This window comes from Phenylobacterium sp. GW821-FHT12F10 (assembly GCF_058806695.1).
In genome coordinates this window covers 1,415,033-1,441,920 of the sequence record NZ_JBXAPY010000001.1, presented here as the reverse complement: position 1 = coordinate 1,441,920, position 26,888 = coordinate 1,415,033, and the positions used below count along the sequence as shown (strand labels likewise).

The window sequence follows — 26,888 nt, the reverse complement described above, 5'->3', positions numbered from 1 at the left end:
GAAACAATGCGACATCACGGCGCCGCGCGCCATGGCGCTCCGCCGCCGGTTGACTGGACGGCTGCGCGCCGGACCGGGTAAGGCCAGGGACATGACCAAGCCCGCCCCCACCGTCGCCGAGGCTCCCGGCGTCATGCGCACCACCGGCTGGGCCGACTACGCCCTGCTGGACTCTGGCAATGGGCGCAAGCTGGAGCGCTACGGGCGCTATTCGGTGGTCCGGCCCGAACCCCAGTGCCTGTGGGCGCCGTCCCTGGGCGAAGAGGTCTGGGCCAATGCCGACGCCGTCTTCGATCCCAGCGACGAGGAGGACGCCGGCCGCTGGCGGTTCCGCGAGCAGCCCAAGGACACCTGGCCCCTGGCCTGGCAGGACGTGACGTTCAAGGCGCGCTTCACCGCCTTCCGCCACCTGGCCTTCTTCCCCGAGCAGGCCGCCAACTGGGCCTGGCTGGACGAGAAGGTCCGCGCCGCCCAGGGCCAGCCTCGGGTGCTGAACCTGTTCGGCTATACCGGCGTCGCCAGCCTGGTCTGCGCCGCGGCCGGGGCGGCGGTGACCCATGTGGACGCCTCGAAGAAGGCCATCGGCTGGGCCCGCGAGAACGCCGAGGCCTCGGGCTTGGCCGACAGGCCGATCCGCTGGATCTGCGAGGACGCCCGCCGCTATGTGCAGCGGGAGGTCCGGCGGGGCTCGAAATACGAGGGGATCATCCTCGATCCGCCGAAATATGGCCGCGGGCCGGACGGCGAGGTGTGGAAACTGTTCGAGAACCTGCCTGAGCTTTCGGCCCTATGCGCTGAACTTCTCTCGGATAAGGCGGAATTCCTGCTGCTCAACGCCTATGCCGAGCGCATCTCGGGCGCAGCCCTGGCCGGGCTGCTGGCCGATCGGCTGAAGGACCGCGGCGGCCGCATCGAATGGGGCGAGTTGGCCCTGGTCCAGCAGGACGGCTCACGCCAGATCGGCATGTCCTTCTACGCCCGGTGGGCGCCGTGAGCGACCGCACCGTCACCTCCCTGACCAATCCCACGGTCAAGGCCGTGAGGGCCCTGCACCTGCGCAAGGAACGCGACGAGACCGGCCTGTTCGTCGCCGAGGGCCTGAAGATCGTCACCGAGGCGGTGGAGACCGGCCACGCCCCGGCCATCCTGATGTACGGCGCCGAGGCGACCGGCCATCCCTTGCTCCGCCAGGCCATGGGCGCCACCAAGGCGGCCGGCGGCGAGGTGATCGAGGTCACCCAGGAGATCCTCGCCAAGGTCTCCCGCCGCGACAACCCGCAGGCGGTGGTGGGGGTGTTCCGCCAGGTGTTCACCGCCCTGGAGGAGCTGGATCCCCAGTGCGCGCCCTGCTTCGTCGCCCTGCACCGGGTGCGCGACCCCGGTAATCTGGGGACCATCGTGCGCACGGCCGACGCGGCGGGCTGCGGGGCGGTGATCCTGGTGGGGGAGTGCTGCGATCCGTTCTCGGTGGAGGCGGTGCGCGCCACAATGGGCTCGGTCTTCGCCGTGCCCATCGTGCGGACCAGCGAGGACGCCTTCGCCGCCTGGCGGGCCAAGTGGCCCGGCTCGGTGATCGGCACCCTGCTCACCGCCACCGTGGCGCACCATGAGGCGACCTACGCCAAACCCGCCCTGGTCTTCATGGGCAACGAACAGCAGGGCCTGACGCCAGAGATGGCCGCCCTGTGCGACGTCAACGTCAAGATCCCCATGCGCGGGCGGGCCGACAGCCTGAACCTCTCGGTGGCGACGGGGATCATGATCTACGCGGCGACGGCGGCATGAACGACCAGCCGCAATGGCTGGCCTGGGCGCGCGAACTTCAGGCCCTGGCCCAGACCAGCCTGCACTACACGCAGAGCGAATATGACAAGGAGCGCTACGAGCGGGTCCGCGAGATCGCCGTGGCGATGATGGCGGCCGGCAGCGAGGCCGCGCCCGAGACGATCCTCGACCTGTTCGCGCGCCAGGCCGGCTATGCGACGCCGAAGGTGGATGTCCGCGCCGCGATCATCCGCGACGGCAAGATCCTGATGGTCCCGGAACTGATCGACGGCGGCCGCTGGTCCCTGCCCGGCGGCTGGGCCGACGTGAATTCATCCCCCAGCGAGTGCGTGGTCCGCGAGGTTCACGAGGAGACCGGCTATGTGGTCGAGGTCCGCAAGCTGGCCGCGGTGATCGACCGGAACAAGCACGCCTACCTCCCCGAACCCTTCCAGGCCTACAAGCTGTTCTTCCTCTGCGAAATCATCGGCGGAAGCCCTCGGGACAGCATCGAGACCGGCCAGCCCGCCTTCTTCGCCCTGGACGCCCTGCCGGAACTGTCGCCCGCCCGCGTGATCCGGCAGCACATCGCCCGGATGTTCGACCACCACGCCGACCCCGGCCTGCCCACCGACTACGACTAGGTCCCGCGCGGCTTGGCCCGCGCCGTGGGAGCGGTGTTGGCGGGGTCCTCGGGCCAGACATGCTTGGGGTAGCGGCCGCGCATGTCGGAACGGACGTCCTTCCAGGAGCCGGCCCAGAAGCCCGGCAGGTCCTTGGTGGTCTGGACCGGGCGATGGCCCGGCGACAGCAGGGACAGGGTCAGGGGCGTTCCGCCGGCGACGGTGGGATGTTCCTTCAGGCCGAACACCTCCTGCACCCGGACGTCGACGCGGGGGCCGCCCTCGGCGGCGTAGTCGATGGCGAAGGCGTTACCGGTGGGCGCCGTCCATCTCAGCGGCGCGGCGGCGTCCAGGCGGCGTTGCTGGTCCCAGGGGATCAGGGCGCGCAGGGCCGCGTCGAGGGCGTCGGGCTTCAGGGCGGCCAGGGACCGGACGCCCTGAAGCAGGGGGAGCAGCCAGTCGTCCAGGGTCTCGATGAGGGTGGCGTCCGAAAGGTCGGGCCAGTCGCCGCCAGCGGCGCGCAGGAAGCCGACGCGGGCGCGCAGGGCCTCGGCGGCCGGCCCCCACTTCAGCGCGCCCAGCCCCTCGCCGCGCAGGCGGTCGGCCAGGGCCTGGGCGATCAGGGCGGGATCGGGGTTCTCGTCGATCTGCTCGCGCAGGGTCAGGCGGCCCAGGCGGGTGATCTGCTTGGCCCGCAGGCGGCCGCCCCCGCTTTCCTCCAGCCGGCTCTCCACGACGAGCTGATCGGCGAAAGCCGCGATCAGGTCGGTCTCGTCCAGGGGCGCGGCCAGCAGGATGCGGTCACGGCGGTCGCCACCCCCCAGCTCGGCGATGGCCAGCCACTTCTCGCGGGCGAGCGCGTCGGTGGCCTCCACGAAGGCGCCCCGGCCGCTGACCAGCTGGAATTCGCCGGTGGGCCCGCGCGCCTTGGCGATGCGCTCGGGATAGGCGAAGGCCAGCAGCAGACCGTCGTCCAGCGCCCCCCCCTTTCCGGCCTTGCCCGCCATGCCCGCCCAGCGGTCGGCCAGCGCCCTGGCGTCGCGGGCCCGGGGGGAGCGGTCGCGCTCGAAGGCCTCCAGCCGGTGGCGCAGGTCGGCGTCGCGGCCCCCCAGGTTTCGCTCGGTGACCAGGGCGGCGATACGGGCGGCGCGGGACGCCTGGCCGGTGTCAGCCGCCTTGAGGATCATATGGGCCAGGCGCGGAGCCAGGGGCATCTCGCTCAACGCCTCGCCGTGACGGGTGAGCACGCCGTCCTCGGTCAGGGCTTCCAGGCGGCGCAGCAGGGTGCGGGCCTCGGCGAAGGCGGCGGCCGGCGGGGCGTCGAGGAAGGCCATGGTCCCCACGTCCTTGGCGCCCCAGCGGGCCAGGTCCAGGGCCAGGCCCGAGAGGTCGGCGTCGAGGATCTCCGGGTCGGCATAGGCCGGCAACGACCGCGTCTCGGCCTCGTCCCACAGGCGGTAGGCGACGCCGGGCTCTGTGCGACCGGCCCGGCCCCGGCGCTGGTCGGCGGCGGCGCGGCTGACCCGGACGGTGGCCAGGCGGGTCAGGCCGCTGGCGGGGTCGAATCGGGGCACGCGGGCGACGCCGGAATCGATCACCACGCGGACGCCCTCGATGGTCAGGCTGGTCTCGGCGATAGAGGTGGCCAGCACCACCTTGCGCACGCCCGCCGGCGGCGGCGAGATGGCGCGGTCCTGGTCGGCGGGGTCGAGGGCGCCATAGAGGGGGGCGATCAGCACGTCGGGCCGCCGGACGCGCTCGGCCAGCAGCTCGGCCGTGCGGCGGATCTCCCCCTGACCGGGCAGGAAGACCAGGATGCTGCCGGTCTCCTCGGCCAACGCGCGCTCGACGGCGCGGACGGCGCGATCCTCCAGCCGGAGGCGGTCGTCACGGCCGAGATAGCGGGTGTCGACGGGATAGGCCCGGCCCTGGCTCTCGAGGACCGGGGCGTCCAGCAGGCGGGCGACCGCGGCCCCGTCCAGGGTCGCCGACATCACCAGCAGCCGCAGGTCGTCCCGCAGCAGGCCCTGGGCGTCGCGGGCCAGGGCCAGGCCGAGGTCGGCGTCGAGGCTGCGCTCGTGGAACTCGTCGAAGATCACCAGGCCGACGCCCTCCAGGGTCGGGTCGCCCAGAATCATCCGGCTGAACACGCCTTCGGTCACCACCTCGATGCGGGTCCGGGCCGAGACCCGGGACTGCATGCGCACACGGTAGCCGACGGTCTCCCCCACCCGTTCGCCGAGCGTCTTGGCCATGCGCTCGGCCGCGGCGCGGGCGGCGAGCCGGCGGGGCTCCAGCATGATGATCTTGCCGCCCGCCAGCCACGGCTGATCCAGCAGGCGCAGGGGGACCAGGGTGGTCTTGCCGGCGCCCGGCGGCGCCACCAGGACGGCGGAGGTCTTTTCGACCAGGGCCGCCTGCAAGTCAGGCACGATTTCCTCAACAGGCAGCATGGTGGGGGTCTATCCGCGCCCAGGGGCCGCGCCAAGCCTTGCCGCTTGACCGCCGGGTGAGCAGACCGCACGGTCCGGCAAGCTTAATTCGCGCGGCGGGGGGACCGCCGCGACTGGGAGGGAATATGTGGCGTGTAAAGCCGCTCGATGCGATCCTCGCGACCGCTGAAAAGAAATCACTTCACCGATCCCTGGGGGCGTTCCAGCTGACCATGCTGGGGATCGGGGCCATCATCGGCACCGGCATCTTCGTCCTGACCGCCGAGGCCGCCCAGAAGGCGGGCCCCGGCATGATCGCCGCCTTCGTCATCGCGGGCTTCGTCTGCGCGGTCGCCGCGCTCTGCTACTCCGAGATGTCGGCCATGGTGCCGGTCTCGGGCTCGGCCTACACCTACAGCTACGCCGTCATGGGCGAGATGGTGGCCTGGATGGTGGGCTGGGCCCTGATCCTGGAATACGCCGTCGCCGCCGGCGCCGTCTCGGTGGGCTGGTCGGGCTATGTCGTCGGCCTGATCGAGAACGCCTTCGGCATCGACATCCCCAACGCCCTGGTGCTCGGGCCCATGGACGGCGGGATCGTCAACCTGCCGGCCGCGGGCATCGCCCTGCTGGTGACCTGGCTGCTGGTGATCGGCACCCGGGAATCGGCCACGGTCAACGCCATCCTGGTGGCCATCAAGGTCGCGGCCCTGTCGCTGTTCTGCGTCCTGGCCCTGCCGGTGATGAAGATGGAGAACTTCGAGCCCTTCGCCCCCCTCGGCATGGCCGGGATCTCGGCGGCGGCGGCCTCGATCTTCTTCGCCTATGTGGGCTTCGACGCGGTCTCCACCGCGGCCGAGGAGACCAAGAATCCCCAGAGGAACATGCCCATCGGCCTGATCGGCTCGCTGGGGGTCTGCACCATCTTCTACATCCTGGTGGCCTCGGGCGTGATCGGCACGGTCGGCGCCCAGCCGGTGATGGACGCCGCGGGCCACGGCCTGCGTCCCGGCAGCCCCGAGATGACCGCCGCCTGCGGCGCGCTTGCGGGCGACCACGTCGTCTGCTCCAAGGAGGCGCTCGCCTGGACCCTGCGCAAGATCGGCTGGCCCCAGATCGGCAACCTGCTCGGCCTCGCCGCCGGCCTGGCCCTGCCCTCGGTCATCCTGATGATGATGTTCGGCCAGACCCGCATCTTCTTCGTGATGAGCCGTGACGGCCTGCTGCCGGCGGTGCTGTCCAAGGTTCACCCGAAGTTCCACACCCCGCACGTCATCACCATCATCACCGGGGTCTTCGTGTCGCTGTTCGCGGCCTTCTTCCCGGTGGGCGTGCTGGCCGACATCTCCAATTCCGGCACCCTGTTCGCCTTCGCCATGGTGGCCATCGCGGTCATGGTGCTGCGCAAGACCGATCCGGGCCGCAAGCGTCCCTTCCGCACGCCGGCGGTGATGATCGTGGCCCCCCTGGCCGCGGCGGGCTGCATCTATCTGTTCTTCAGCCTGTCGAAGGAAACCCAGCTGCTCTTCGTGATCTGGGCGGCCATCGGCCTGGTGGTCTATTTCCTCTACGGTTTCCGCAACAGCCACATGGCCCGCGGCATCGTCGAGGTGCCCGAGCTGTCGCCCGACGCGCCGCCGGAATCGGTCCCGCCGATGCCCGGCGCGCCGCCGCCCGGCTCGCACTGAACTCAAGTCCAAGGCGAGGCCCGGGATCACATCCCGGGCCTTTTCTTATGGGGCGCGAGCGCCGATGCTAGGGCCATGTCCGAGACGGCCTCCCCCATCCGCGCCATCATCGCGCCGGTCACCCCCCTGGCGCAGAACTGCACCATCGTCTGGTGCGTGAAGACCAGGAAGGCGGCCATCATCGATCCGGGCGGCGAGGTCCCGCGCCTGCTGGAGGCGCTGAAGGCCCACGACCTGACCCTGGAGAAGATCTGGATCACCCACGGCCACCTGGACCACGCCGGGGGCACGGCGGCCCTGAAGGCGATCACCGGCGTCCCCATCGAGGGACCGCACCGGGACGACGCCTTCTGGATCGACCAGATGGAGGCCAGCGGCGCCAAGTGGGGCATGCCCGAGGCCCGCGGCTTCACCCCCGACCGCTGGCTTGAGGACGGCGACGTGGTCACCCTCGGCGAGACCCAGTTCGAGGTCTATCACTGCCCCGGGCACACTCCGGGCCATGTGGTCTTCTTCCACCGCGAGGCCCGCTTCGCCCAGGTGGGGGATGTGCTGTTCCAGGGGTCGGTGGGACGCAGCGACTTCCCGCGCGGGAACCACCAGCAGCTCATCGCCTCCATCACCGGCAAGCTGTGGCCGCTCGGCGAGGACGTGGCCTTCGTCTCCGGCCATGGGCCGATGTCGAAGTTCGGGATCGAGCGGCGGACCAACCCCTTCGTCGCCGACGACGTGCTGGCCGACGATTAGCGGTTTCAGTCGTGAAATCTGTGCGTTACGCGGAGGGCTGAAAATGGCGCGAATGGAACCCAGCACAGACCAGGTCCCCGCGACCGCCCGCATCCTGATGGTCGACGACGACCCCGGCATTCTCGACGTCGTCTCCGACTTCCTGGGCAAGCACGGCTACCTGGTGGACACCGCCGGCGATGCGCGGGAGATGGAGCAGGCCCTGGAGCGCGGCCCCGTCGACCTGATCGTGCTGGACGTCATGCTGCCCGGCGAGGACGGCCTGTCCATCGCCCGCCGGCTGAGCGGGGACGGCCCGCCGATCATCATGCTGTCGGCCATGGGCGAGGACACCGACCGGATCGTCGGCCTGGAGCTGGGCGCCGACGACTACCTGGCCAAGCCCTGCAATCCCCGGGAGCTGCTGGCCCGGGTCCGCGCCGTCCTGCGGCGGGCCGAGCAGCGGGGCGCCTCCAACGGCATCGGCGCCGGCTGCGAGTTCGCCGGCTGGCGGCTGGACCTGGTGCGGCGGGAGCTTCGCTCGCCGCCCGGCGTGGTGGTGAACCTGTCCTCCGGCGAGTTTTCCCTGTTGCGCGCCTTCGTCGAGCGGCCCCAGAGGGTGCTGACCCGCGACCAACTGCTGGACTTCGCCCGCGGTCCCGATTCCGACGCCTTCGACCGCGCCATCGACGTCCAGATCAGCCGCCTGCGCCGCAAGCTGGACGACGGCGGCGGCGGCCAGGACCTGATCCGCACGATCCGCAACGAGGGCTACATGTTCACCGCCAAGGTGAAGCGCACATGACGAGCCCCTGGTCGGGGCGGCCCACCGCGTCGCTGTTCGCCCGGCTGCTGACCCTGATCGGCATCAGCCTGGTGGCCTCCCAGGCCATCAGCCTGTTCATGATCTTCAACCTGCCGCCCCCGGCGCCGGACTTCTACCGGCTGAGCGAAGTGGTGCAGACCTTCCGCGGGAACGCCCCGGCCTTCACCGAGCGGCGGCCGCTGGAGCTGAAGATCGTCGCCAAGCCGCCCTCCCCGGCCATGGAGGGCCGCACGGTGCCGCAGATCCGGGCGGAGCTGGCCCGCGAGTTCGGGGTCACGGCGGACCGGGTGGTGATCGCCGCGCCGTCGCGCCTGCCCGTTTCCGACCGCCGGGTGTTCCGGATCATCCGCGACCGCATGGCCCGGGCCGGCGGCGAGCGAGAGGAACACTTCCTGATCGCCCCCTTCGACGTTGGCGTGCAGCGCTCCGACGGCCGATGGGATGTGGTTCGCCCGACCCCCGGCCTGGGTCTGGATCCCTGGCAGCAGCGGATCGTGCTGTGGCTGGTGGTGTCGGGCCTGGCCCTGGCGCCGGTAGCCTACATCTTCGCGCGCCGCCTGGCCCAGCCGTTCCAGATGTTCGCCGACGCCGCCGAGCAACTGGGCCGCGATCCGCGCGGCGCCCGCCTGCCGGTCTCCCTCAAGGGCACGGCGGAGATCAATGTCGCGGTGCGGGCCTTCAACGACATGCAGGACCGCCTGCGGCGCTACGTCGAGGACAGGACCGCGATGGTGGGCGCGATCGCCCACGACCTGCGCACCCCGCTCACCCGCCTGCGCTTCCGCATCGAGAACGTGCCGGAGGAGACCCGCGCCAAGATGGCCGCCGACATCGACCAGATGGAGGAGATGATCGCCGCAGCCCTGACCTTCGTGCGCGACGCCAGCCGCCCGGCCGACCGCACGCCCCTGGAGCTCTCCTCCCTGCTGGAGAGCGTCTGCGACGAGATGGCCGAGACCGGCTCCGACACCGAGGTGGAGCGCGGCGAGAAGGTGGTGATCGAGGGCGATCCGGTGGCCCTGCGCCGCCTGTTCACCAACCTGCTGGAGAACGCCGTGAAGTTCGGCGATCGGGCCCGGGCGCGGGTCTATCGCGACGCCGCCACCGCCATTGTCGAGATCGAGGACGACGGACCGGGCATTCCACCGGCCGACGCCGAGCGTGTGTTCGAACCCTTCTACCGCCGCGAACCTTCCCGCAGCCGTCAGACCGGGGGCATCGGCCTGGGCCTGGCCGTGGTCCGTTCGGTGGCGCGGGGCCATGGCGGCGACGTGGTGATGGTCAACCGCACCGGCGGCGGCCTGACGGTTCGGGTGCAACTGCCGCTCTGACTTCCCCGGCGATCACGCGATCGTTGGCGAGGGACTTCGGGGTCCTTCGATCGCCGGCCTGGGGGCCGATCGCCACCGCGGATATCTGGACCCAGGTGGCCGCGATCCCCGTCTGGCAGGGCGCGTGGCCCTGGATTTCCCCGGCCCGGCGGGTCCCATGCCCGGCGCCCGTCGGCCCTGACCGGCGAGCTCCCTGAACCCGATGTGGGCAGGGCGCCGCGAATAAGGCGCAACTTTTCTCGCAACCTCTCCCGCATCTTGAGGGTTTGCCTGAGCGTAACCGTACGTGAAGCGGCCCCCCACCCGCCTCCCCGTCAGGCACGCATCATCAGGAGTAGCCCCATGGACCTCGATCCCAACGCCAAGCCGAAGTCCCGTCGCGGATTCGCCGCCATGAACCCCGAGCGCCGGCGTGAGATCGCCCGCAAGGGCGGCGCCAGCGTCCCCGGCGAGAAACGCAGCTTCGCCAAGGACCGCGATCTCGCGGCCTCGGCCGGGCGCAAGGGCGGCGAATCCTCCCGCGGCGGCGGTCGCACCCGCGGCCCGCTCGAAGGCTGACCGCCCCGACCCCAGATTGAGACAAGGCGCGGCTCCGATCCCCCTCGGAGCCGTTTCTTCACGCGTATCGGGACTGGACGGCCTCGCCGGTCCTGCGGCCGCTAGGCCCTCAGCAGGACCATCGCGAAGCTCGGCGCCGCGCTCTCCCAGCGCTGTTCCAGCCGCCATCCCGCCGCCGCCGCCAGCTTTCCAAACCCCTCGACCGTGAACTTGTAGGAGTTCTCGGTGTGCAGGGTCTCACCGGCCGCGAAGGCGAAGCTGCGCCCCGCCACCGAGACGGTCTGGGCGCGTGTGCTCACCAGGTGCATCTCCATCCGGCTCTCCTGGGCGTTCCACACGGCCCGGTGCCGGAAGGCGCCCAGGTCGAAGTCCCCGTCGAGCTCGCGGTTGATGCGGGTCAGCAGATTGAGGTTGAAGGCCGCTGTGACCCCCTGGGCGTCGTCATAGGCCGCCACCAGGGTCGCCTCGTCCTTGACGATGTCCATCCCCACCAGGAAGGCCGCGCCCTGCCCCAGCAGGCGGCGCGCGCCGGCCAGGAAGGCGATCGCCTCTTCGGGGCGGAAGTTGCCGATGGTGGAGCCGGGGAAGAAGCCGACGCTGGTCATGCCCGCCACGGCGGCGGGCAGGCTTAGGGCCGTCGTGAAGTCGTCCACCAGGGGCGCCACCACCAGGTCGGGATAGTCGCGGCCGATCGCCTGGGCGGCGGCGTCCAGGGCGTCCTTGCTGATATCGATGGGGACGTAGGCCGCCAGTTGCGGCGCGGCGTCGAGCAGCAGCCGGGTCTTGGTGCTGGCCCCGCTGCCGAACTCCACCAGGGCCGCGCCGGGCGGGATCGCGGCGGCCATCTCACCGGCCTTGGCGCGCAGCAGGGCGGCCTCGGTGCGGGTGGGATAGTATTCCGGCAGGTCGCAGATCTCCTCGAATAGGCGCGAGCCCTCGGCGTCGTAGAAATACTTGGCCGGGATCGACTTCTGCGGCTTGGCCAGCCCCGCCAGCACGTCGGCGACGAAGCTGTTGTCCTGCGCCACGGCGCGCTTGGGCTCGCCGTCCCAGGCCAGGCGCAGGCCCGAGAACATCCAACGCTGCTGCGGGTGGAAGAAGTTCCGGTAGGTGGCCCGCACATGATGCTCCGGGGTGGCGCAACAGCCGCCGCGCAGCACCATCTGGCCGATCATGAACTTGCCGTTGTACTCTCCCACCGCGCCGGCGGCGGGGTGGAAGCCCGGATAGGGGGAATAGGCGCTGCGGGTCCATTCCCAGACGTCGCCGAACATCTGGCGCAGACCCGGCCGGGCCTGGGTCGCGGCGGGGCCGAGCTGACCCGAGCCCATGAAGTTGCCGGCGATGGGCAGGCCCGCCGCGGCGTGCTCCCATTCGGCCTCGGTGGGCAGGCGGGCGCCGGCCCAGGTGGCGTAGGCGTCGGCCTCGTAGAAGCTGATGTGGGTGACCGGGGCGTGGGGCGCGACGGCGCGCAGGCCCTGCAGGGTCATGGCCAGCCAGCCATGGGCGGCTTCCTGCCAGTAGAGCGGCGCGCTCCAGCCCTGGGCCTGGACCTGGGCCCAGCCCTCGGCCAGCCACAGTTCCGGACGGGCGTAGCCGCCGTCGGCCATGAACGCCAGCCACTCGCCGTTGGTCACCAGCCGGTCGGCCATCTTGAAGGGCTGCAGGAAGACCTGGTGGCGGGGTCCCTCATTGTCGAAGGCGAAGCCCTCCCCGCCATGACCGATCTCCACCAGGCCGCCGTCGAAGGCGACCGTGCCGGCCGGCCCCGGATCGCCGCTCACCGGCAGGGCGGTGGTGGGGGAATAGGCGGGCTTCAGGGGCGACTGGGCGAAGAGATGCAGGATGTCCATCAGGATCAGCTCCTGGTGCTGCTCCTCATGGGCCAGGCCCAGGTCCAGCAGCTCGGCCAGCCCCGGCGTCCCGGAGGACAGCAGGTCGTGCATCGCCTCGTCCACATGGGCCCGATAGGCCAGGACCTCGTCGCGGGACGGACGGGTCAGCAGGCCGCGCTCGGGCCGCGGCTGCCGCGGACCCAGGGCCTCATAATAGGAATTGAACAGGTAGGCGTAGCGGGGATCGAAGGCCCTGTAACCCGGCAGGTGCGGCGCCAGCATGAAGGTCTCGAAGAACCAGCTGGTATGGGCCAGGTGCCACTTGGCGGGGCTGGCGTCCGGCATCGACTGGGCGGCCATATCCTCGCTGGAGAGGAACCGCACCAGGTCCTCGGTGGCCTGGCGGACCCGGTGATACCGCCCCACCGACGCACCGAGGGCGCCGCGGAGCGGGGCGGGCAAGGGACCTGCGTCATCGGAGGGCGCCATGGATACTCCTGCGGAATGAACGCGTCTGGGATGTCGCGGCGCGGGCCGCGAGAAAGCCTGCCCCCAAGCTTCCGTGAACGACCGAAGGTCGTCCTTCGTTCCCTAGATTGGGGGCCAGGGGCTCAACCGCAAGGCGGAACAGATGGAGTCTGCGCGCGTTGACTGAGCGACGGGGCGCGGCGCTGAAGACCGCCTCCCAACCTGACGGCGGGGCGGATCGAGGGAACCCATGTCCGGCGACACCTGGCGCAACGACGTCGTGCGCATGATCCCCGCGCTGCGAGCCTTCGCCTGGTCCTTGAGCCACAACGGGTCCGACGCCGACGACCTGGTCCAGGACACCCTGATCAAGGCCTGGACCAACCGCGACAAGTTCGAGGCCGGCACCAACCTGCGGGCCTGGCTGTTCACGATCCTGCGCAACACCTACTACACCCAGGTCATCCGCCGCCGCCGCGAGGTGCGCGACGAGCAAGGCGAATATGCCGGCGCCCTGAGATCCGCCCCGACCCAGGAATGGAGCGTGGCCATGCACGCGATGCAGGACGCCCTGAAGCTGCTCCCCGACGAGCACCGCGAGGCCCTGATCCTGGTGGGGGCCGCGGGCCTCTCCTACGAGGAGGCCGCCAGCATCTGCGGCTGCGCGGTGGGCACCATCAAGAGCCGGGTGAACCGCGCCCGGACCCGGCTGCTGAAGATCATGGACGCCGACGACGCCTCCGACGTCATGGCCTATGACAGCCTGGCGGCCGCCAACGGGGCTTAGGCCCCCTTATCCCACCGTCCGGCGCAGCCAGGCCAACAGGTCGGCCACGACCTCGTCGCGGTTGGTCTCGTTCAGCATCTCGTGGCGGCCGCCCTCGTAGATCTTCACCTCCATCCGGGTGAGGCCCGCGTCGCGATAGCGATTCACCAGGGGATGCAGCAGCTCCAGGTCGCGGTTGATGGGGTCCTTGTCGCCCACGAAGATGTAGAGCGGCAGGTCCTTGGGGATCTTCGCGATCTCTGCCTCGTCGCGCAGGCGCGCCCCGACCCGGGCGAAGCTCGCCGCCGCGCTGGGCTGGCGCGAGAAGCCGCACAGGGGATCGGCGATGTACTTGTCCACCTCGGCCTCGTCCCGCGAGAGCCAGTCATAGGGGGTGCGCGGCGCCGGCCCCTCGGCGTTCATCTCGTCCAGCTTCTTGGCCGGCCCCGTGCGGTCGCCGAAGGCGGCCGTGCCCGACAGCACCAGGCCATCGATCTTGCCGGCGTGGTCGAAGGCGTAGGCCTGGGCGAAGAAGGACCCCAGGCTGTGGCCCAGCAGGACCAGCGGCAGGCCGGGGGTCTCGGCGCGCGCCAGGTCGGTCAGGCGGGCGATGTCCTCCACCACCAGCTCGGCGCCGTTCTCCCCGAAGTCCCCCAGGGCTTCCTTCGAGGGCGCGGTATAGCCGTGGCCGCGATGGTCGTCGGCATAGAGGACGAAGCCGTCGGCCATGAGCGGGATCAGGGGCTCGGGGTATCGCCGGGCGTGTTCGCCCATGCCGTGGGCGATCTGCAGGATGGCGCGCGGCGCCACGCTGTCGTCGGCCCAGCGGAAGCCGGCGATGGAGGCGCCGTCGGCGCCGTCGAACCGGAACGCCTTTTCGGAATAGCTCATCATCCCCTCCGTGCGCTCTGGCGGCGCGATGGGTCCGACATAGCGCGCGCTGACGGCGATGCACGCGGTTTTTCGGCCTGGCGCGGCCAAGCCTCGACAGGGCGCGCGGGGGGTGGGACGACTAGGCCATGCTCACGAGTCTTCGTCCCGTCCTGCTCGCCGGCCTTGGTCTTGCGACCCTGCTGCTCTCCGGTTGCCAGGCCAAGGTCAGCCGCCCGCCCTGCCCGGCCGGGGAGGTCTGCTTGGCCTACGGCTCCAACGGCGAGGCCGGGTCGCTCGACCCGCAGACCAGCAATCTGGTGGATGAATTCAACATCATCGCCGACCTGATCTTCGGCCTCACCACGGACTCGCCGGAGGGCACGCCCATCCCGGCCATGGCCACCGCCTGGGAGACCAGCCCCGACGGCCTCGTCTGGACCTTCCACCTGCGCGACGCCAAGTGGTCGGACGGGGTTCCGGTGACCGCGGACGACTTCGTCTTCGCCTATCGCCGCATCCTCGATCCCAAGACCGCCTCGATCTACTCCTACCTCGTCTACCTGCTGAAGAACGGCCAAGCGGTGAACGAGGGCAAGGCGCCCCTGACCGCCGTCGGCGCGCGCGCCATCGATCCCCGCACGCTGGAACTGACCCTGGAGCATCCGGCCCCCTACCTGCCGGAGCTGCTGAAGCACCAGAGCTTCTTCCCGGTGCCCAAGCATGCGGTGGAGAAATGGGGCGACGCCTGGGTCAAGCCGGGCCGCTATGTCAGCAACGGCCCCTACAAGCTGATGACCTGGAAGCTGGGGGACCACATCGAGGTGGTGAAGAACCCCTATTTCTATGACGCCAAGAACGTCTGCGTCGACCGCGTCGACTATTTCCCGACGCCGGACTCGGTGATGGCCGAACGCCGCGTCGCCCGCGGCGAACTGGACGTCAACACCTCCTTCCAGTCCAACCGCTTCGTGCGCCTGAAGGAACAGATGCCCGACTTCGTGCGGGCCAAGAACTCGCTGGCCACCGCCTATCTGTCCTTCAACACCCGGGAGATCCAGGCCTTCCGCGACCCCCGGGTGCGCCGCGCCCTGTCGGAGGCGATCGACCGCGACTTCATCACCCAGAAGCTGCTGCGGGCGGGCCAGATTCCGGCCTACGCCTTCGTTCCGCCGGGCACCGCGAACTACAAGCAGGGCGCAAGGACCGTCTGGGCGGGCAAGCCCCTGGCCGAACGGCAGGCCGAGGCGCGGAAGCTGCTGGCCGACGCCGGCTACGGCCCCAACCGCAAGCTCAGCTTCGAGCTGAAGATCGCCAACAGCCCCGACACCATCCTGCTGGCCAGCGCCGTCCAGGCCGACTGGGCCGCCATCGGGGTCGACGCCCGGATCGTGCAGAACGAGAGCCAGGTCGCCTTCGCCGCCTACCGCAACCGCGATTTCGGGATCGGGGCCATGAGCTGGTTCGCCGACTTCAACGACCCCGTGACCTTCCTGGCCCTGATGAAGTCCGACACCGGCGGCCAGAACTACGGCGACTACAAGAACCCCGCCTATGACGCCCTGCTGAACGCCGCCGATCGGGAGCCGGACGGGGTCAAGCGCGCCGCCATCCTGCAGCGGGCCGAGCAGTTGATGCTGAGCGAGGACGCCATCGCGCCGATCTACTACGTCGTGAACCGCAACCTGGTGAGCCCGAAGGTCACCGGCTGGGTCGACAACGTCTCCAACTTCCACCGCGCCCGGTGGCTGTGCGTGAAGAAATGAGCGGGAAGGTCTTGGCGGTGACGCAGGGATTCGAACCCTGGATACGCTTTCACGTATGACGATTTAGCAAACCGTTGCCTTAAGCCACTCGGCCACGTCACCATCAAGGCCGGGACGGATAGCGGTTTCGAATGCGGCTGGCAATCGAGTCGCACGCTTTCCGCGCGAGGCCCCCGAATCCCTTGGCGTTCAACGAACCTGCTCGGTCGTTAACCCGACGATCAGACCCCTGCGTCACATTGCAGCGACCCAATTCTGTGTGCGTGGCTCCCGCTCCATGGCTTCGATCGTCCAGTTCCAGCGCAAGGCCCGGCCCGAGGCCGAGCTCGAGGCTGAACCCGCGCCCGCCGTCGAGGCGCCGGACCTGCCGGCCGCCGAGTCCGAGGACACCGCCGACCGCCGCGGTCCGTTCCGTCCCAAGGCCCTGATCCCGACCCGCGCCCGCCTGCAGGGCCGCGTGGTGGCCCGCATGTTCCAGGGTGGCGACGCGGCCGTGCTGGTCCTCGCCGGTTTCGCGGCCCATGGCCTGGGCGCGAACGGCGCCGCGGGCCTCTCGGTGACCTGCGCCGGCGTCCTGGCGGTGCTCCTCGCCCTCTCGATCTTCCGCGCCTACGGCTTCGGCCGCCGCGAGGGTCTGGCCTACCACCTGGCGCGCCTCAGCGGGGCCTTCGCGGTCGGGGCCGGCGCGGCCTTCGTCGCCCTGATCCCCTTCGTGTCCCTGGCCGCGCTCGGCCAGGCCATGGTCATCTGGGGTCCGCTGGCCTTCGCGGCCACCTACGGCCTGCACATCGTCTGGTGGCTCTGCGTGCGGCGCTGGCGGGCCAGCGGCCGGCTGACCCCCAACATCGTCGTGGTCGGGGCGACCGGCGCGGCCGAGCGCCTGATCGTCGCCACCCTGCTGAGCCGCGAGGCCAACATCCTGGGGGTGTTCGACGACCGCGCCGCCCGCAGCCCCGCCGGCATCCGCGGCGTCCCCGTGCTGGGCGACACCAACGCCCTGCTGGCCCACCGCATCATGCCCTATGTCGACCGCATCGTGATCACCGTGCCCTCCCAGGCCCGCGCCCGGGTCGGCCAGGTGATCGAGCGGCTGCGGGTCCTGCCCAACGAGGTCACCCTGCTGCTGGACGGCGAGGACGCGGCCCACGAGGCCGCCGCCATCAGCCGCATCGCCGACGTCCCCCTGGCCCACATCTCCGGCGCGCCGCTGGACGACCGACGGGTGATCGTCAAACGTATTCAAGACCTTGTGGTCGGATCCCTGGCTCTGGTGGTGGCCGCCCCGGTCATGGGCCTGGTGGCGCTCGCCATCAAGCTGGACAGTCCGGGTCCCGCCCTGTTCCGCCAGCGCCGCCACGGCTTCAACAACGAAGAGATCGTGGTGTGGAAGTTCCGCTCCATGCAGGTCCAGGCCACGCCCCAGGCCAAGGTGCGCCAGACCCAGGCCGACGACGACCGCGTCACCCGGGTCGGCCGCTTCATCCGCAAGACCTCGCTAGACGAGCTGCCGCAGATCTTCAACGTGCTGGCCGGCGAGATGTCCCTGGTGGGGCCCCGGCCTCATCCGGTGGGGATGATGACCGGCGACGTGGAATCGGCCCGCCTGGTGGCCGAATACGCCCATCGCCACCGCATGAAGCCCGGCATGACCGGCTGGGCCGCCATCCACGGCTCGCGGGGTCCGGTGGACACCCCGGAGCTGGTGAAGCGCCGGGTGGCCCTGGACGTGGAGTACATCGAGCGGCAGTCCTTCCTGCTCGACCTCTACATCATCGCCATGACCCTGCCCTGCCTGCTGGGCGACCGCGAGAACATCCGCTGAGGCCCACGGCCTTAACCGTTTGAAACCGCCTTGTGGGGCAAGCTGAGCCTCAATCCCGGCGGCCCGGTCGCCGGCGTTTCGAAGAGGCTGCGACGATGTTCTGGCGAGGGGTGGTCGGCTATCTGCCCGTCAATATCGTGCAGGGCGTCGTGGGCCTGCTCACCATCGTGGCCTTCACCCGGCTGCTGACCCCGGCCCAGTTCGGCGACTACGCCCTGGGCTTCTCGGTCATGACCCTGACCCACACCGCCGTCTTCACCTGGAACGAGGCGGCGATGGCGCGGTTCTGGGCCCGGGAGGCCGAGCGCAACGGCGGGGCCGACCACGCCGCCACCGTCTATCGCACCTGGCTGCTGCTCATCGCCCTGGTGCCCGTCGTGGCCGGGCTGACCGTCCTGTGGCCCATGACGCCCGGCCTGCGGGTCGCGGTGCTGGCGGGCCTCGCCGCCGTCCCCTTCCGCACCTTCGCCAAGCTCGCCCAGGAGCGCCGCCGCGCCGCCGGCGAGGTGGCCGGGGCCGCCAGTCTCGACATCGCCCAGACCCTCGGCGGCTTCATCCTGGGGGCGGGTCTGGCCTGGGCCGGATTCGGCGGGGCCGCGCCGATGATGGGCTACGGCCTGGCCGCGGCCCTGTGCACCCTCTGGTTCCTGCCCGGCGAGTTCGCTCGCGCCAGGCCAGGCGCCTTCGCCCCTCACCGGGCGCGGGAGCACGCCGCCTATGGCGCGCCGGTCGCCCTGTCCCTGATCCTGGCCCTGGTGCTGGCCACCACCGACCGGTTCCTGCTGGCCGCCTTCCTCGATCAGGCGGCGGTGGGCGTCTATCACGCCGGCTACAGCCTGGCGAACCGCACCCTGGACGTGGTCTTCATCTGGCTGGGCGCCGCCGGAGGCCCGGCCCTGATCATGGCCCTGGAGCGCGGCGGCCGCGACGCCCTGGCGAGGGCCGCCCGCGAGCAGGCGCAGCTGATGATCCTGCTCACCGTCCCCGCGGCCACCGGCCTGGCCCTGGTGGCCGGCCCCCTGTCGCAGTTGATGATCGGCGAGACCCTCAGCACCGGCGCGGCGCACGTCACCCCGTGGATCGCCCTCAGCGGCCTGCTGGCGGGCCTGACCACCTACTACTTCCACCAGGCCTTCACCCTGGGACGCCGGACCAGTTTCCTGTTGATCGCCATGATCGTGCCGGCCAGCGGCAATGTGGTCCTCAACCTGATCCTGATCCCCCGCTTCGGCCTCGACGGCGCCTTGTGGGCGACGCCGGCCAGCTACGCGCTCGGCCTGGCGGCCTCCGTCCTGCTGGGGCGCCGGACCCTGGCCCTGCCGATCCCCTGGCTGACCCTGGCCCAGGCGGGGGGCGCGAGCCTGCTGATGGCCCTGGCGGTCAGCCGCATCCCGGCCCTGGGCGGCCTGCCGGAACTGGCGCTGAAGGCCATCGCCGGCGCGCTGGTCTATGGCCTGGTGGTGGCCCTGCTGGACGCCGGCGCCCTGCGCAGCCGAGGCCGCGAGGCCTTCCGCACCTTCCGCGCCCGGAGCGCCACATGACCCCGCAGGCCGAGACCCTGTTCGACAACCCACTGTGGGCCAAGGGCCGCCCGGCGCTGTCCATCCTCATCCCGTTCAAGGGAGACGATCCCACCCCGCTGCTGGCGGCGCTGGCCCGCGAGACCGGCGACGCCGAGGTTGTGATCCTGGACGACGGCTCGGGCGACCCGGCGCTGGCAGCCCGGGTCGAGACCGCCATCGCGGCCCTCCCCCTGCCCGCCCGCTTCGCCCGGCTGGCGGCCAATGAGGGCCGATCCAAGGGCCGCAATCGCCTGGTGGCCCACGCCCGGGCCGGCCATTTCCTGTTCCTGGACAGCGACATGCTGCCGGACTCGCCCGCCTTCATCGCCGCATGGCTGGACCTGATCGCCCGGGAGAACCCGGCGGTGGCCTTCGGCGGCTTCTCCCTGGACCAGGCGCCGCCGCGGGCCGACCATGCCCTGCACCGGGCCATGGCGGGGCATTCGGACTGCCTGCCCGCCGCCGAGCGCGCCCTGACCCCGGAGAAGATCTTCACCTCCAACCTGCTGGTCCGCGCCGACGTCTTCGCCGCGGAGTCCTTCGACGAGGGCTTCGCCGGCTGGGGCTGGGAGGATGTGGAATGGGGCATGCGGGTGGCCCGTCGCTGGCCGATCCTGCACGTCGAGAACACCGCCACCCACCTGGGCCTCGACACCGCCAGGACCCTGGCCGACAAGTACGAGCAATCCACCGGCAATTTCGCGCGCATCGTGGCCACCCACCACGCCGTCATCAGCCGCTATCCCAGCTACAAGGTCGCCCGGGTCCTGAAGCGCGCGCCGCTGCGCAGCCTGTGGCGGCCGATGCTGAAGGCCTATGCGCTGACGGAGGGTCCGCCGCTGAAGACCCGCGCCTTCGCCCTGCGCCTCTATCGCGCCGCCCTCTACGCCGAGGCAGTCTGATGGCGACCTATGCCGAGGCCTACTCCGCCGACCGTTCGCTGAAGGGCAAACTGCGCCGCCGCCTGGTGCGCCTGGTGCATCGCCGCCCCCTGGCCAGGGGGCCCGAGCGGCCCATGGTCTCCTTCACCTTCGACGACGCCCCCCTGACCGCCGCGGTGGCCGGGGCCGCCCTGCTGGAGACCCGCGGCCTGGCCGGGACCTACTATGTCTCCGCCGGTCTGGCGGGGACCGAGGCCCCCATGGGGGTCTGCGCCGAGGCGGTGGACTATCGCCGCCTGGCCAAGGCGGGCCATGAGATCGCCTGCCACACCTATTCCCATCTCGACTGCGGCCAGGCCAGCGGCCCCGCGGCCCTGGCCGATGTGACGCGCAACGCCCAGGCGATGGCCGAGTGGGGAGTCGAGGACCTGGTGAGCTTCGCCTATCCCTATGGCGACGTCGCGGGTGGCCCCAAGCAGGCGCTGGCCAAGCGGTTCTCCACCCTGCGGGCCCTGCATCACGGCCTGATCGAGAAGGGTTGCGACCTCAACCAGGCGCCGGCCGTCGGCATCGAGGGGCCCGAGGGCGAAATGGTCGCCCGCCGCTGGCTTGACGAGGCCAAGGCCCGCACCGCCTGGCTGATCCTCTACACCCACGACGTCCGGCCAGACCCCTCCCCCTGGGGCTGCACGCCTGAGGTCCTGGCCCGTCTGATCGACCGGGCCGTGGCCGAGGGGTTCGACGTGGTGACGGTGCGCGAAGGGGCGCGTCGCCTGGGTCTCTAGGTCGTGACCTCGCGGTCGGGCCAGCAGAGCTTCACCGCCAGGGCCACGAAGATCACCCAGCGGAAATCGTTGTAGTTCACCGCCACGCTCTCGGTGAGCGAGGTCAGGCCGTAGACCAGCAGGAACGGCAGGGCCAGGTAGGCGCCCTTGTCCCGGAACACCGAGACGACGGCGAGGACCATGGTCTGCAGGAAGCATAGGCCCCAGGCGGCGAGGCCGAAGACCCCCAGGCCCAGCCACTGCTCGATCCAGGTGTTGTGGGAGTGGTGCGGCTTCCAGCCGGCCTCCTTGACGATCTTGGGCAGCGGCCCCCAGCGGCTGGTGTCGTCCCAGACGGCGCTGTAGCCGTAGCCGGTCCAGGGCCGCTTCTCGATCTGGTGGATGGCGGCGTCCCAGATCTCGGTCCGCCCGGTGAGGGTGGCGTCCTTGCCCAGCAGGTCGAAGAACAGGTCGGCGGCGAAGATCGCCACGCTGGCCACCATCACGATCCCCAGGACGGCCAGCCAGCTTGTCGCCACCCCGGCGGCGGGACTGCGCCGCGCCAGGCCGACGAACATCAGGCCGCCCAGGGCCATCATCACCGTGACAAGGGAGGTCTTCGAGGTGGACATGATCACCAGCAGGACGGCCAGCGCCGCGAAGGGCCACCAGATCTTGGCCCGCTGGGGATTGAGCATGGCCGCCGCCGCCAGGATGGCGAAACCCAGGGACATGATGCCCCCCATGGCGTTCTTGTCGGCCCAGACCCCGCGCCAGGCGCCGGGGAACAGCTCGTGCATCACCCCGATGGAGGGGACCGCCAGGGGCATGATGAAGGAGATCACGACGAGGACGGCGAAGGCCGTGGCGAAGATCTCCGCCAGCTCCGCCCATCGATAGCGCGCGGCCAGGACCACTCCGCCCAGGGTGGTGGCGTAGACCGCCACGACCCGCCGCACCGTGATGTCCGGCGCGGTGGACCAGAAGATCGACAGCCCCACGATCAGCATCAGGACGATCAGGAAGGGCTGGCGGATCACGGCGCGGACGACGCTGACCGGGGTCAGGGCCATCAGCAGCGCGGCGGCGGCATAGGCCGGCAGGTAGCCGAGGGGGATCAGCTTGTCGAAGGCGGTGTTGTTGGCGTCGCCGCGCAGGGGGAAGACCCAGCCTTCGCTGAAGATCAGCAGGATCGAGACGCTGGCGGCGAAGATCGCCAGGTCCCAGACACTGATCTGTCGCCGCCCCGAGACGTCGGCCCCCGACCAGGCGGCATGGGCGGTCACGGCAGGATCGCCTTCAGGAATGCCGGCTGGGCCACGGTGGCGCGGTTGAAGAAGATGCCGGTCACCGTCCCCCCCGCCCCGGTGATGGCGTCGCGCAGCTGGGCCGGCGCCCGCACGTCGGCTTCGTCGGCGGCCACCACCAGGACCGTCTGGTCCATGAAGGGGGCCACGGTCAGGGCGGCCTGGGACCGCTCCGGCGACGGGCAGTCGACGATGATCAGGTCGGCGTATTTGCGCAGCGCCGTCCAGTAGTCGCCGGTGGGCAGGATGTGGACGCTCTGGCGGCCCTTCAACCCCTCGCGGCGGAAGCGGGTGACCCACCAGCGGGCCGCCCCCACCCGGTGGGCGCAGAGATAGCGGGCGTCGGGCCAGGGCTGACCGTCGGGGCCGTGGGAGGCGGGCTGGACGGTGAAGAAGATCGAGCCGTCGGGGCTGGCGGCGGCGGGTTCCCCGAGCGGGCCGTAGCGGTCGCTTTCGGCGCCGATGGCGGCGTGCTGCGGCGAGGCCAGCAGGTCGAGGTCCACCAGCCAGACGGACCGGCCCGCGCGCTTGGCCGCGAAGAAGGCGAGTTCGCGCGCCACCGTGGACGTGCCCTCCCCCCGGCGCGCGGCCACGACCTGGACGATGCGCGCGCGACCGGAGGCCGGCGCGCCCAGCGACGCCCACAGGTCGGCCATCTCGGCGTTCAGGTCCACCATCCCTCGAATCGATACGCGCGCAAGCTGTTCAAACTACCGCAAGTTCAGGGCGAGCGAACGGCGGCCGTTCGCCACCCCCGGTCACCGGACCTTCATCGGCGCGGTCGCCAGCACCGGCAGGTCCAGGGTGCGGGAGGCCGACTGGGCGGTGGGCAGGCCGGGCCGCAGGAACATCCGCAGCAGGCCCGCGCACAGGGCGGTGAAGGCGGCGAACAGGAAGGCCAGCACGATCACCGGCTTCTTCAGGCTCTTGCCCTTGGTGGGGGGCGTGGCCCGGCTGACGATGCGGATATTGTCGTTGGTGGTCGAGGCGATCTCGCTGGCGGCTCGGCTCTGCTGCTCCTTGACCGTGAAGTCGCGGACGCTGGCCTGCAGGACGTCGCGGTCCAGGGACAGGGCCTGGAACCTCGGCTCCAACTCGGCCAGGCGCATCCGGCGCTCGGTGAGCTGGGCGACCTGGTTGGCGAGCGCCACCTGGGACTGCTTCAGGGCGGCGACCTCGGCGGTGAGCTGGATCTTCTCGGTCTGGATGGTCTGGTAGACCGGATTGACCCCGATCCGCCGGGCGCCCTCGCCCTGGGTGCGGCCGCTGGAGATGCCGGCCTCGAGCTGGGCGATCTGGGCGTCGAGCTCCTGAACCGGGCGGGCGTCGTTCTTGTAGCGCGACAGCAGGTCCTCCCGCTGGAGCTTCAGGGTCATCAGCTTGTCGTTGGCGGCGCTGGAGATGTCGCGATAGAGGCCAACCTCCTGCGAGACCTGGCCCATCTGGGATTCCAGCATGGCCAACCGGCCCATGCGGTCCTGGAGCTGGGTGTCGGTCTGGTACTTCTGCTGCTCGATCTGCTGCTGGAGCTGGCCCAGCGAGGTCTTCTCGGCGGCGAAGTCGCCGATGCGGTTGTTGTTCAGGAAGTCCTCATAGGCCGCGTCGGCCTGGGTCAGCCGGGCCGCGAAGGCCTCCCGCTGGCGGGCCAGGGCCGGCGAGGTGGGGTCGGTGAGCACCGAGCGGCGATAGATCAGGTACTCCTCCAGCAGGGTGTTGAGCACCAAGGCTGCGGTCTCGGGATTCTCGTGGGTGAAGCTGATGCGGATGATGGGTGTGTCGGGCGCCGTCTCGATCTTGGTGGCGCTGTCCAGGCTGCGGATCGCCTGGCCCAGGATCAGCTTCTTCTCGCCGGCGTCGGCGGTGGCGTACTTGGCCGCCAGGACCGGATAGATCCGCGCCAGGCCCAGCTTGTCGATCACCCGCTGCTTGAGCTGGCCCGAGCCGAGGATCTCGGTTTCCGACTGGATGACCTGGTCGGAGTCCGGCACCGCGCCGCGGCCGGCGTCGCCCGAGAGCGGCTCGTAGACATACTCCTGGCCCAGCCGCACCAGGACGCTGGAATAGGCCGGATAGGTGGTCTTCATGGTGAAGGCCGCCGCGGCCCCCAGGACGAAGATGATCGCGAAGACGGCCACCATGAGGTAGCGTTCACGCCACAGAAGGGTCGCGAAGTCCGACACGGCGTAGCGCGGCCGCGCGGCCCAGTCGGGGCGCGGCGCCTGATCGTGCGGTCTGATTGTCCAAGCCCCTGGCGCGGCCATGCGATTCCGACTGTTCTAGCCCTACGGAGGGACCGTGGCGGGGGACGATTAACGTTCCATTACCCATTCTCGTTAAGGTTTGCGGTCATGCGTCCCAGCCTGAAATTCGCGTCCGTCCTGCTGGCCTGTGCGAGCCTCGCGGCCGGCGGCTGCGCCCCTCACCTGCCGCGCCTGCCGCGGATGGATCTGCTGGGCCGCATCGACGAGCCCGAGCCGCGCGGCGCGCGGGCGCAGCGTGACGACCAGGGGAATTTCGGCGACATCCCCTACGCCACCTGGAGCGACTACGAGCCGCCCTACCGATTCTATCCGGGCGACGAGATCGAGGTCAGCCTGCCTTCGGCGCCGGAACTCAACAAGACAGTGACGGTGCAGCCCGACGGCCGCATCTCCCTGCCCCTGATCGGCGGGGTCATGGCGGCCGACCGCACGGGACCTGAACTGCAGGGCGCCCTGTCGGAGGCCTATGCCAGCCAGTTGCTGCGCCCGGTCGTCGACGTGACCCCGAAGGCCGCGCCGCTGAAGGTCTTCGTGGGCGGCGAGGTGGGCAGTCCCGGCGTCTACGACATGGTGGGCGACACCGACGCCCTGCGCGCGGTCATCCAGGCCGGCGACTTCAAGCCCAGCGGAGACCGCGACAAGGTCATCATCCTGCGGCGCGGCCCCGACGGGCGCGGCATGATGCGGACGGTGAAATTGGGGAAGGGCCTGAAGAATCCGGCCGCGGACCTCGTGCCCCTGCGCCGGTTCGACATCGTCTATGTGCCGCGCAGCGGCGTGGCCAATGCGGCCCTGTTCGTCCAGCAGTACTTCCGCGACCTGTCGCCGATCCAGTTCGGATTCAGCTACGCCCTGGGCGCCCAAGCCGCGGGACAATAGGCGCGGACGCCGGCGCCGTGGGATCAGGCTCCGACCCGGCCGATCAGCCGTGGGCCAGCCATTCGCGCGCCTGGCGCTGGGCTTCGGCGACCTCGTCGGAGGCCATCTCCTGGCTCAGTTCCTTGCGGTAGATCTTGGCTTCCATCGAGCCGCGCATGGCGGCCAGGTTGAACAGCATGTGAGCCGAGACATAGTCCAGCGGCGCGCCGCCCTGTCCCGTCGAGTACAGCAGACCCATGCGGAACAGTTCGTCCCCGGAGGCATCGGCGCCTGGCAGCGGGAGGCCGCCCTCCGATTCCACGCTCGTAAGCATGACTTCGTTTCCCTTTGCGGTCGGCAGGCCCCGTTCTGGCGCGCGTCTCCGACCGTCGTGGGATCAGAGAAGTCGATAGCCACTGAACATATGGTTAAACTCAAGGACTGCGGTGTTCAGCCGCAGGCCAAATCAGCATTCGCGGGCGTTACTGCACGCAAACCTCCGCACCGAATGTAAACCCAAAATGGGTTCTTTCGCCGGGCGCCTGGTTAACGCCGACGGCGACCGGGTGCTCCCGCCACACGCGAGACTGGCAGACGGCCAAGCTTGGATTGAGTAGGTCTGGACTCACATCTCCCGGCTGCGGTCGGAGAGAGCGATCCGGCGGCTGGAGAGATCTGAGTGAAGCGCACCATCCTGAGCATGACCGCCCTGGCGGCGATTTTCGGCGGTTTCGCCCTGGCGGCCACCGGCGCCCAGGCGCAGTCCTGGGATCCCCACACCGGCTATTCCAGCCAGAGGCGCGACGAACGCTGCGACTGCTACGACTATGGCGCGCGCCAGGACCACTACTATTCCTACGAGGAGCGCCGGGACAGCGGCTATCAGGACAACCGCCAAGCCTACGGCCCGCCGCCCCCGGCCGGCGCGACCTACTACGCGCCCCCCGCCGGCGGCCAGAACAACATGGGCTATTTCGAGCAGTACGAGCCCGGCCGCAGCGTCTGGCGCCCCGGCCTGCTGCTGCCGCCCTACTTCCGCGGCTACATGGTCACCGACAACCGCCTGGCCCGCAAACGCGGCTACGCCTGGTACCGGGTCGGCAACGAGTACATCCTGGCCAGCACCTCCACCGGCGAGGTTCTCCGGATCGTCACCTTCCCCTGAGGGACGCACGACAGGTCCCCGGGCGCTCCCGTCTGGAGCTTTCGCCCGGGGCCCGGCGTTTCCCCATCCCCAGCGTTCAGGCGTGGTTCAGGCAGGAGCCGCCACCGTGGCGCACGAGGGATGTTCGCCCATCAGGGCGTGGTGAAGGAGACGTGGGTATGAAACGTCTGATCTTGAGCCTGGCCGCCGTGGCGGCCGTCGCCGGCCCCATGGCCGCCACGGCCACCGCCGCCCAGGCGCAGTCCTATTATCGCGATCGCTACGACGACCGGTACGACCGCCGGGAGCATCGTCACGACCGGCGCGATTGGGATCGCGGCCGCTACAACGGCTATTATGCGGGAAACCGCTGGACCTACGGTCCGCCGCCGGCCGCCTACTACGGCAACCCCTACTATCGTCCCGGATACGCCCAGTGGCGCCGTGGCGCGGCCCTGCCGGCCTACTACCGGAGCTACCCGGTCTATGACTACGGCCGCTACCGTCTGCGTCAGCCGCCCCGCGGCTACGCCTGGTATCGGACCGGCAACGACTATGTCCTGGCGGCCATCGCCACCGGGATCATCTTCGAGATCATCAGCAACAACTAGGGCGCCGGCTCAACGTGAATGGCCC

24 protein-coding genes and 1 tRNA gene are annotated in these 26,888 nt (G+C 70.4%); 17 read left to right on the top strand and 8 right to left on the bottom strand.

Annotated features, from left to right (window positions below; all coding sequences use genetic code 11):
• The first annotated feature begins 91 nt into the window (after nucleotides 1-91).
• The 3 genes from AC1RN5_RS07245 to AC1RN5_RS07235 are packed head-to-tail and all read left to right on the top strand — an operon-like array spanning nucleotide 92 to nucleotide 2,408.
• A complete protein-coding gene (locus tag AC1RN5_RS07245) occupies nucleotides 92-994 on the top strand; it encodes an RsmD family RNA methyltransferase (protein WP_493040563.1) in 903 nt (300 codons plus the stop codon).
• Nucleotides 991-1,785, top strand: coding sequence for a TrmH family RNA methyltransferase (locus AC1RN5_RS07240; RefSeq protein WP_493040562.1), 795 nt, complete (start codon nucleotides 991-993; stop codon nucleotides 1,783-1,785). Before AC1RN5_RS07245 ends, AC1RN5_RS07240 begins: the two co-directional genes overlap by 4 nt.
• The gene (locus AC1RN5_RS07235) at nucleotides 1,782-2,408 is read left to right on the top strand and encodes an NUDIX hydrolase (RefSeq protein WP_493040561.1); all 627 of its coding nucleotides are present in this window, start codon (nucleotides 1,782-1,784) and stop codon (nucleotides 2,406-2,408) included. The genes AC1RN5_RS07240 and AC1RN5_RS07235 overlap by 4 nt, the downstream gene beginning before the upstream one ends.
• Here AC1RN5_RS07235 and hrpB read toward each other — a convergent pair.
• Entirely contained in the window at nucleotides 2,405-4,840 is a 2,436-nt protein-coding gene (gene hrpB / locus AC1RN5_RS07230) for an ATP-dependent helicase HrpB (protein ID WP_493040560.1), read from the bottom strand. The genes AC1RN5_RS07235 and hrpB overlap by 4 nt on opposite strands.
• Nucleotides 4,841-4,965: 125 nt before the next feature.
• Between hrpB and AC1RN5_RS07225 the strand changes: the two genes are divergently transcribed.
• The 5 genes from AC1RN5_RS07225 to AC1RN5_RS07205 all read left to right on the top strand — a co-directional run bounded on the left by AC1RN5_RS07225 (nucleotide 4,966) and on the right by AC1RN5_RS07205 (nucleotide 9,948).
• A complete protein-coding gene (locus AC1RN5_RS07225) occupies nucleotides 4,966-6,507 on the top strand; it encodes an amino acid permease (RefSeq protein ID WP_421931639.1) in 1,542 nt (513 codons plus the stop codon).
• 75 nt (nucleotides 6,508-6,582) lie between these two features.
• Nucleotides 6,583-7,254 (top strand): MBL fold metallo-hydrolase, encoded by a 672-nt coding sequence (locus tag AC1RN5_RS07220; protein ID WP_493040559.1) that lies wholly within the window; start codon nucleotides 6,583-6,585, stop codon nucleotides 7,252-7,254.
• A gap of 52 nt (nucleotides 7,255-7,306) precedes the next feature.
• Complete coding sequence (locus AC1RN5_RS07215) at nucleotides 7,307-8,038, top strand: response regulator (protein WP_421931641.1); 732 nt, start codon at nucleotides 7,307-7,309, stop codon at nucleotides 8,036-8,038.
• Entirely contained in the window at nucleotides 8,035-9,390 is a 1,356-nt protein-coding gene (locus AC1RN5_RS07210) for a sensor histidine kinase (protein WP_493040558.1), read from the top strand. Before AC1RN5_RS07215 ends, AC1RN5_RS07210 begins: the two co-directional genes overlap by 4 nt.
• A gap of 342 nt (nucleotides 9,391-9,732) precedes the next feature.
• Entirely contained in the window at nucleotides 9,733-9,948 is a 216-nt protein-coding gene (locus AC1RN5_RS07205; protein WP_215340069.1) for a con-10 family general stress protein, read from the top strand.
• A 101-nt stretch (nucleotides 9,949-10,049) separates the two neighbouring features.
• Here AC1RN5_RS07205 and egtB read toward each other — a convergent pair whose 3' ends face one another.
• The gene (egtB, locus tag AC1RN5_RS07200) at nucleotides 10,050-12,272 is read right to left on the bottom strand and encodes an ergothioneine biosynthesis protein EgtB (protein WP_493040557.1); all 2,223 of its coding nucleotides are present in this window, start codon (nucleotides 12,270-12,272) and stop codon (nucleotides 10,050-10,052) included.
• A 229-nt stretch (nucleotides 12,273-12,501) separates the two neighbouring features.
• Between egtB and AC1RN5_RS07195 the strand changes: the two genes are divergently transcribed.
• A complete protein-coding gene (locus AC1RN5_RS07195) occupies nucleotides 12,502-13,038 on the top strand; it encodes a sigma-70 family RNA polymerase sigma factor (protein WP_493040556.1) in 537 nt (178 codons plus the stop codon).
• A 6-nt stretch (nucleotides 13,039-13,044) separates the two neighbouring features.
• Here AC1RN5_RS07195 and AC1RN5_RS07190 read toward each other — a convergent pair whose 3' ends face one another.
• Nucleotides 13,045-13,908, bottom strand: a complete 864-nt coding sequence (locus AC1RN5_RS07190; RefSeq protein ID WP_493040555.1) for an alpha/beta fold hydrolase — start codon at nucleotides 13,906-13,908, stop codon at nucleotides 13,045-13,047.
• Between the two features lie 128 nt (nucleotides 13,909-14,036).
• Here AC1RN5_RS07190 and AC1RN5_RS07185 point away from each other — a divergent pair, with 128 nt between their 5' ends.
• Nucleotides 14,037-15,653, top strand: coding sequence for a peptide ABC transporter substrate-binding protein (locus AC1RN5_RS07185; RefSeq protein ID WP_493040554.1), 1,617 nt, complete (start codon nucleotides 14,037-14,039; stop codon nucleotides 15,651-15,653).
• 12 nt (nucleotides 15,654-15,665) lie between these two features.
• Here AC1RN5_RS07185 and AC1RN5_RS07180 read toward each other — a convergent pair.
• Nucleotides 15,666-15,755 (bottom strand) — tRNA-Ser (locus tag AC1RN5_RS07180).
• Between the two features lie 175 nt (nucleotides 15,756-15,930).
• On the opposite strand from AC1RN5_RS07180, the gene hfsE reads away from it, so the two are divergent.
• From hfsE to hfsH, 4 genes are all read left to right on the top strand, one after another.
• Nucleotides 15,931-17,475: a polysaccharide biosynthesis protein HfsE gene (gene hfsE / locus AC1RN5_RS07175; protein WP_493040553.1), complete on the top strand. Its 1,545-nt coding sequence runs from the start codon at nucleotides 15,931-15,933 to the stop codon at nucleotides 17,473-17,475.
• Between the two features lie 95 nt (nucleotides 17,476-17,570).
• Complete coding sequence (gene hfsF / locus AC1RN5_RS07170; protein ID WP_493040552.1) at nucleotides 17,571-19,016, top strand: polysaccharide biosynthesis protein HfsF; 1,446 nt, start codon at nucleotides 17,571-17,573, stop codon at nucleotides 19,014-19,016.
• Nucleotides 19,013-19,939: a polysaccharide biosynthesis protein HfsG gene (gene hfsG / locus AC1RN5_RS07165; protein WP_493040551.1), complete on the top strand. Its 927-nt coding sequence runs from the start codon at nucleotides 19,013-19,015 to the stop codon at nucleotides 19,937-19,939. Before hfsF ends, hfsG begins: the two co-directional genes overlap by 4 nt.
• Complete coding sequence (gene hfsH, locus AC1RN5_RS07160; RefSeq protein WP_493040550.1) at nucleotides 19,939-20,703, top strand: oligosaccharide deacetylase HfsH; 765 nt, start codon at nucleotides 19,939-19,941, stop codon at nucleotides 20,701-20,703. The genes hfsG and hfsH overlap by 1 nt, the downstream gene beginning before the upstream one ends.
• Here hfsH and AC1RN5_RS07155 read toward each other — a convergent pair.
• From AC1RN5_RS07155 to AC1RN5_RS07145, 3 genes are all read right to left on the bottom strand, one after another.
• The gene (locus AC1RN5_RS07155; RefSeq protein ID WP_493040549.1) at nucleotides 20,700-21,968 is read right to left on the bottom strand and encodes an O-antigen ligase family protein; all 1,269 of its coding nucleotides are present in this window, start codon (nucleotides 21,966-21,968) and stop codon (nucleotides 20,700-20,702) included. The genes hfsH and AC1RN5_RS07155 overlap by 4 nt on opposite strands.
• Nucleotides 21,965-22,666, bottom strand: coding sequence for a P-loop NTPase family protein (locus AC1RN5_RS07150; RefSeq protein ID WP_493040548.1), 702 nt, complete (start codon nucleotides 22,664-22,666; stop codon nucleotides 21,965-21,967). The genes AC1RN5_RS07155 and AC1RN5_RS07150 overlap by 4 nt, the downstream gene beginning before the upstream one ends.
• 81 nt (nucleotides 22,667-22,747) lie before the next feature.
• Entirely contained in the window at nucleotides 22,748-24,169 is a 1,422-nt protein-coding gene (locus tag AC1RN5_RS07145) for a GumC family protein (RefSeq protein ID WP_493040547.1), read from the bottom strand.
• A gap of 261 nt (nucleotides 24,170-24,430) precedes the next feature.
• Here AC1RN5_RS07145 and AC1RN5_RS07140 point away from each other — a divergent pair, with 261 nt between their 5' ends.
• Nucleotides 24,431-25,129: a polysaccharide biosynthesis/export family protein gene (locus AC1RN5_RS07140; RefSeq protein WP_493041475.1), complete on the top strand. Its 699-nt coding sequence runs from the start codon at nucleotides 24,431-24,433 to the stop codon at nucleotides 25,127-25,129.
• Between the two features lie 43 nt (nucleotides 25,130-25,172).
• Here AC1RN5_RS07140 and AC1RN5_RS07135 read toward each other — a convergent pair whose 3' ends face one another.
• Nucleotides 25,173-25,442: a sel1 repeat family protein gene (locus AC1RN5_RS07135; RefSeq protein WP_304697417.1), complete on the bottom strand. Its 270-nt coding sequence runs from the start codon at nucleotides 25,440-25,442 to the stop codon at nucleotides 25,173-25,175.
• 345 nt (nucleotides 25,443-25,787) lie between these two features.
• On the opposite strand from AC1RN5_RS07135, the gene AC1RN5_RS07130 reads away from it, so the two are divergent.
• Entirely contained in the window at nucleotides 25,788-26,273 is a 486-nt protein-coding gene (locus tag AC1RN5_RS07130; protein WP_493040546.1) for a hypothetical protein, read from the top strand.
• Nucleotides 26,274-26,431: 158 nt separating this feature from the next.
• Nucleotides 26,432-26,863 carry an RcnB family protein gene (locus AC1RN5_RS07125; protein WP_493040545.1) on the top strand — a complete coding sequence of 144 codons (432 nt, stop codon included), beginning with the start codon at nucleotides 26,432-26,434 and terminating at the stop codon, nucleotides 26,861-26,863.
• The last annotated feature ends 25 nt before the right edge of the window (nucleotides 26,864-26,888 follow it).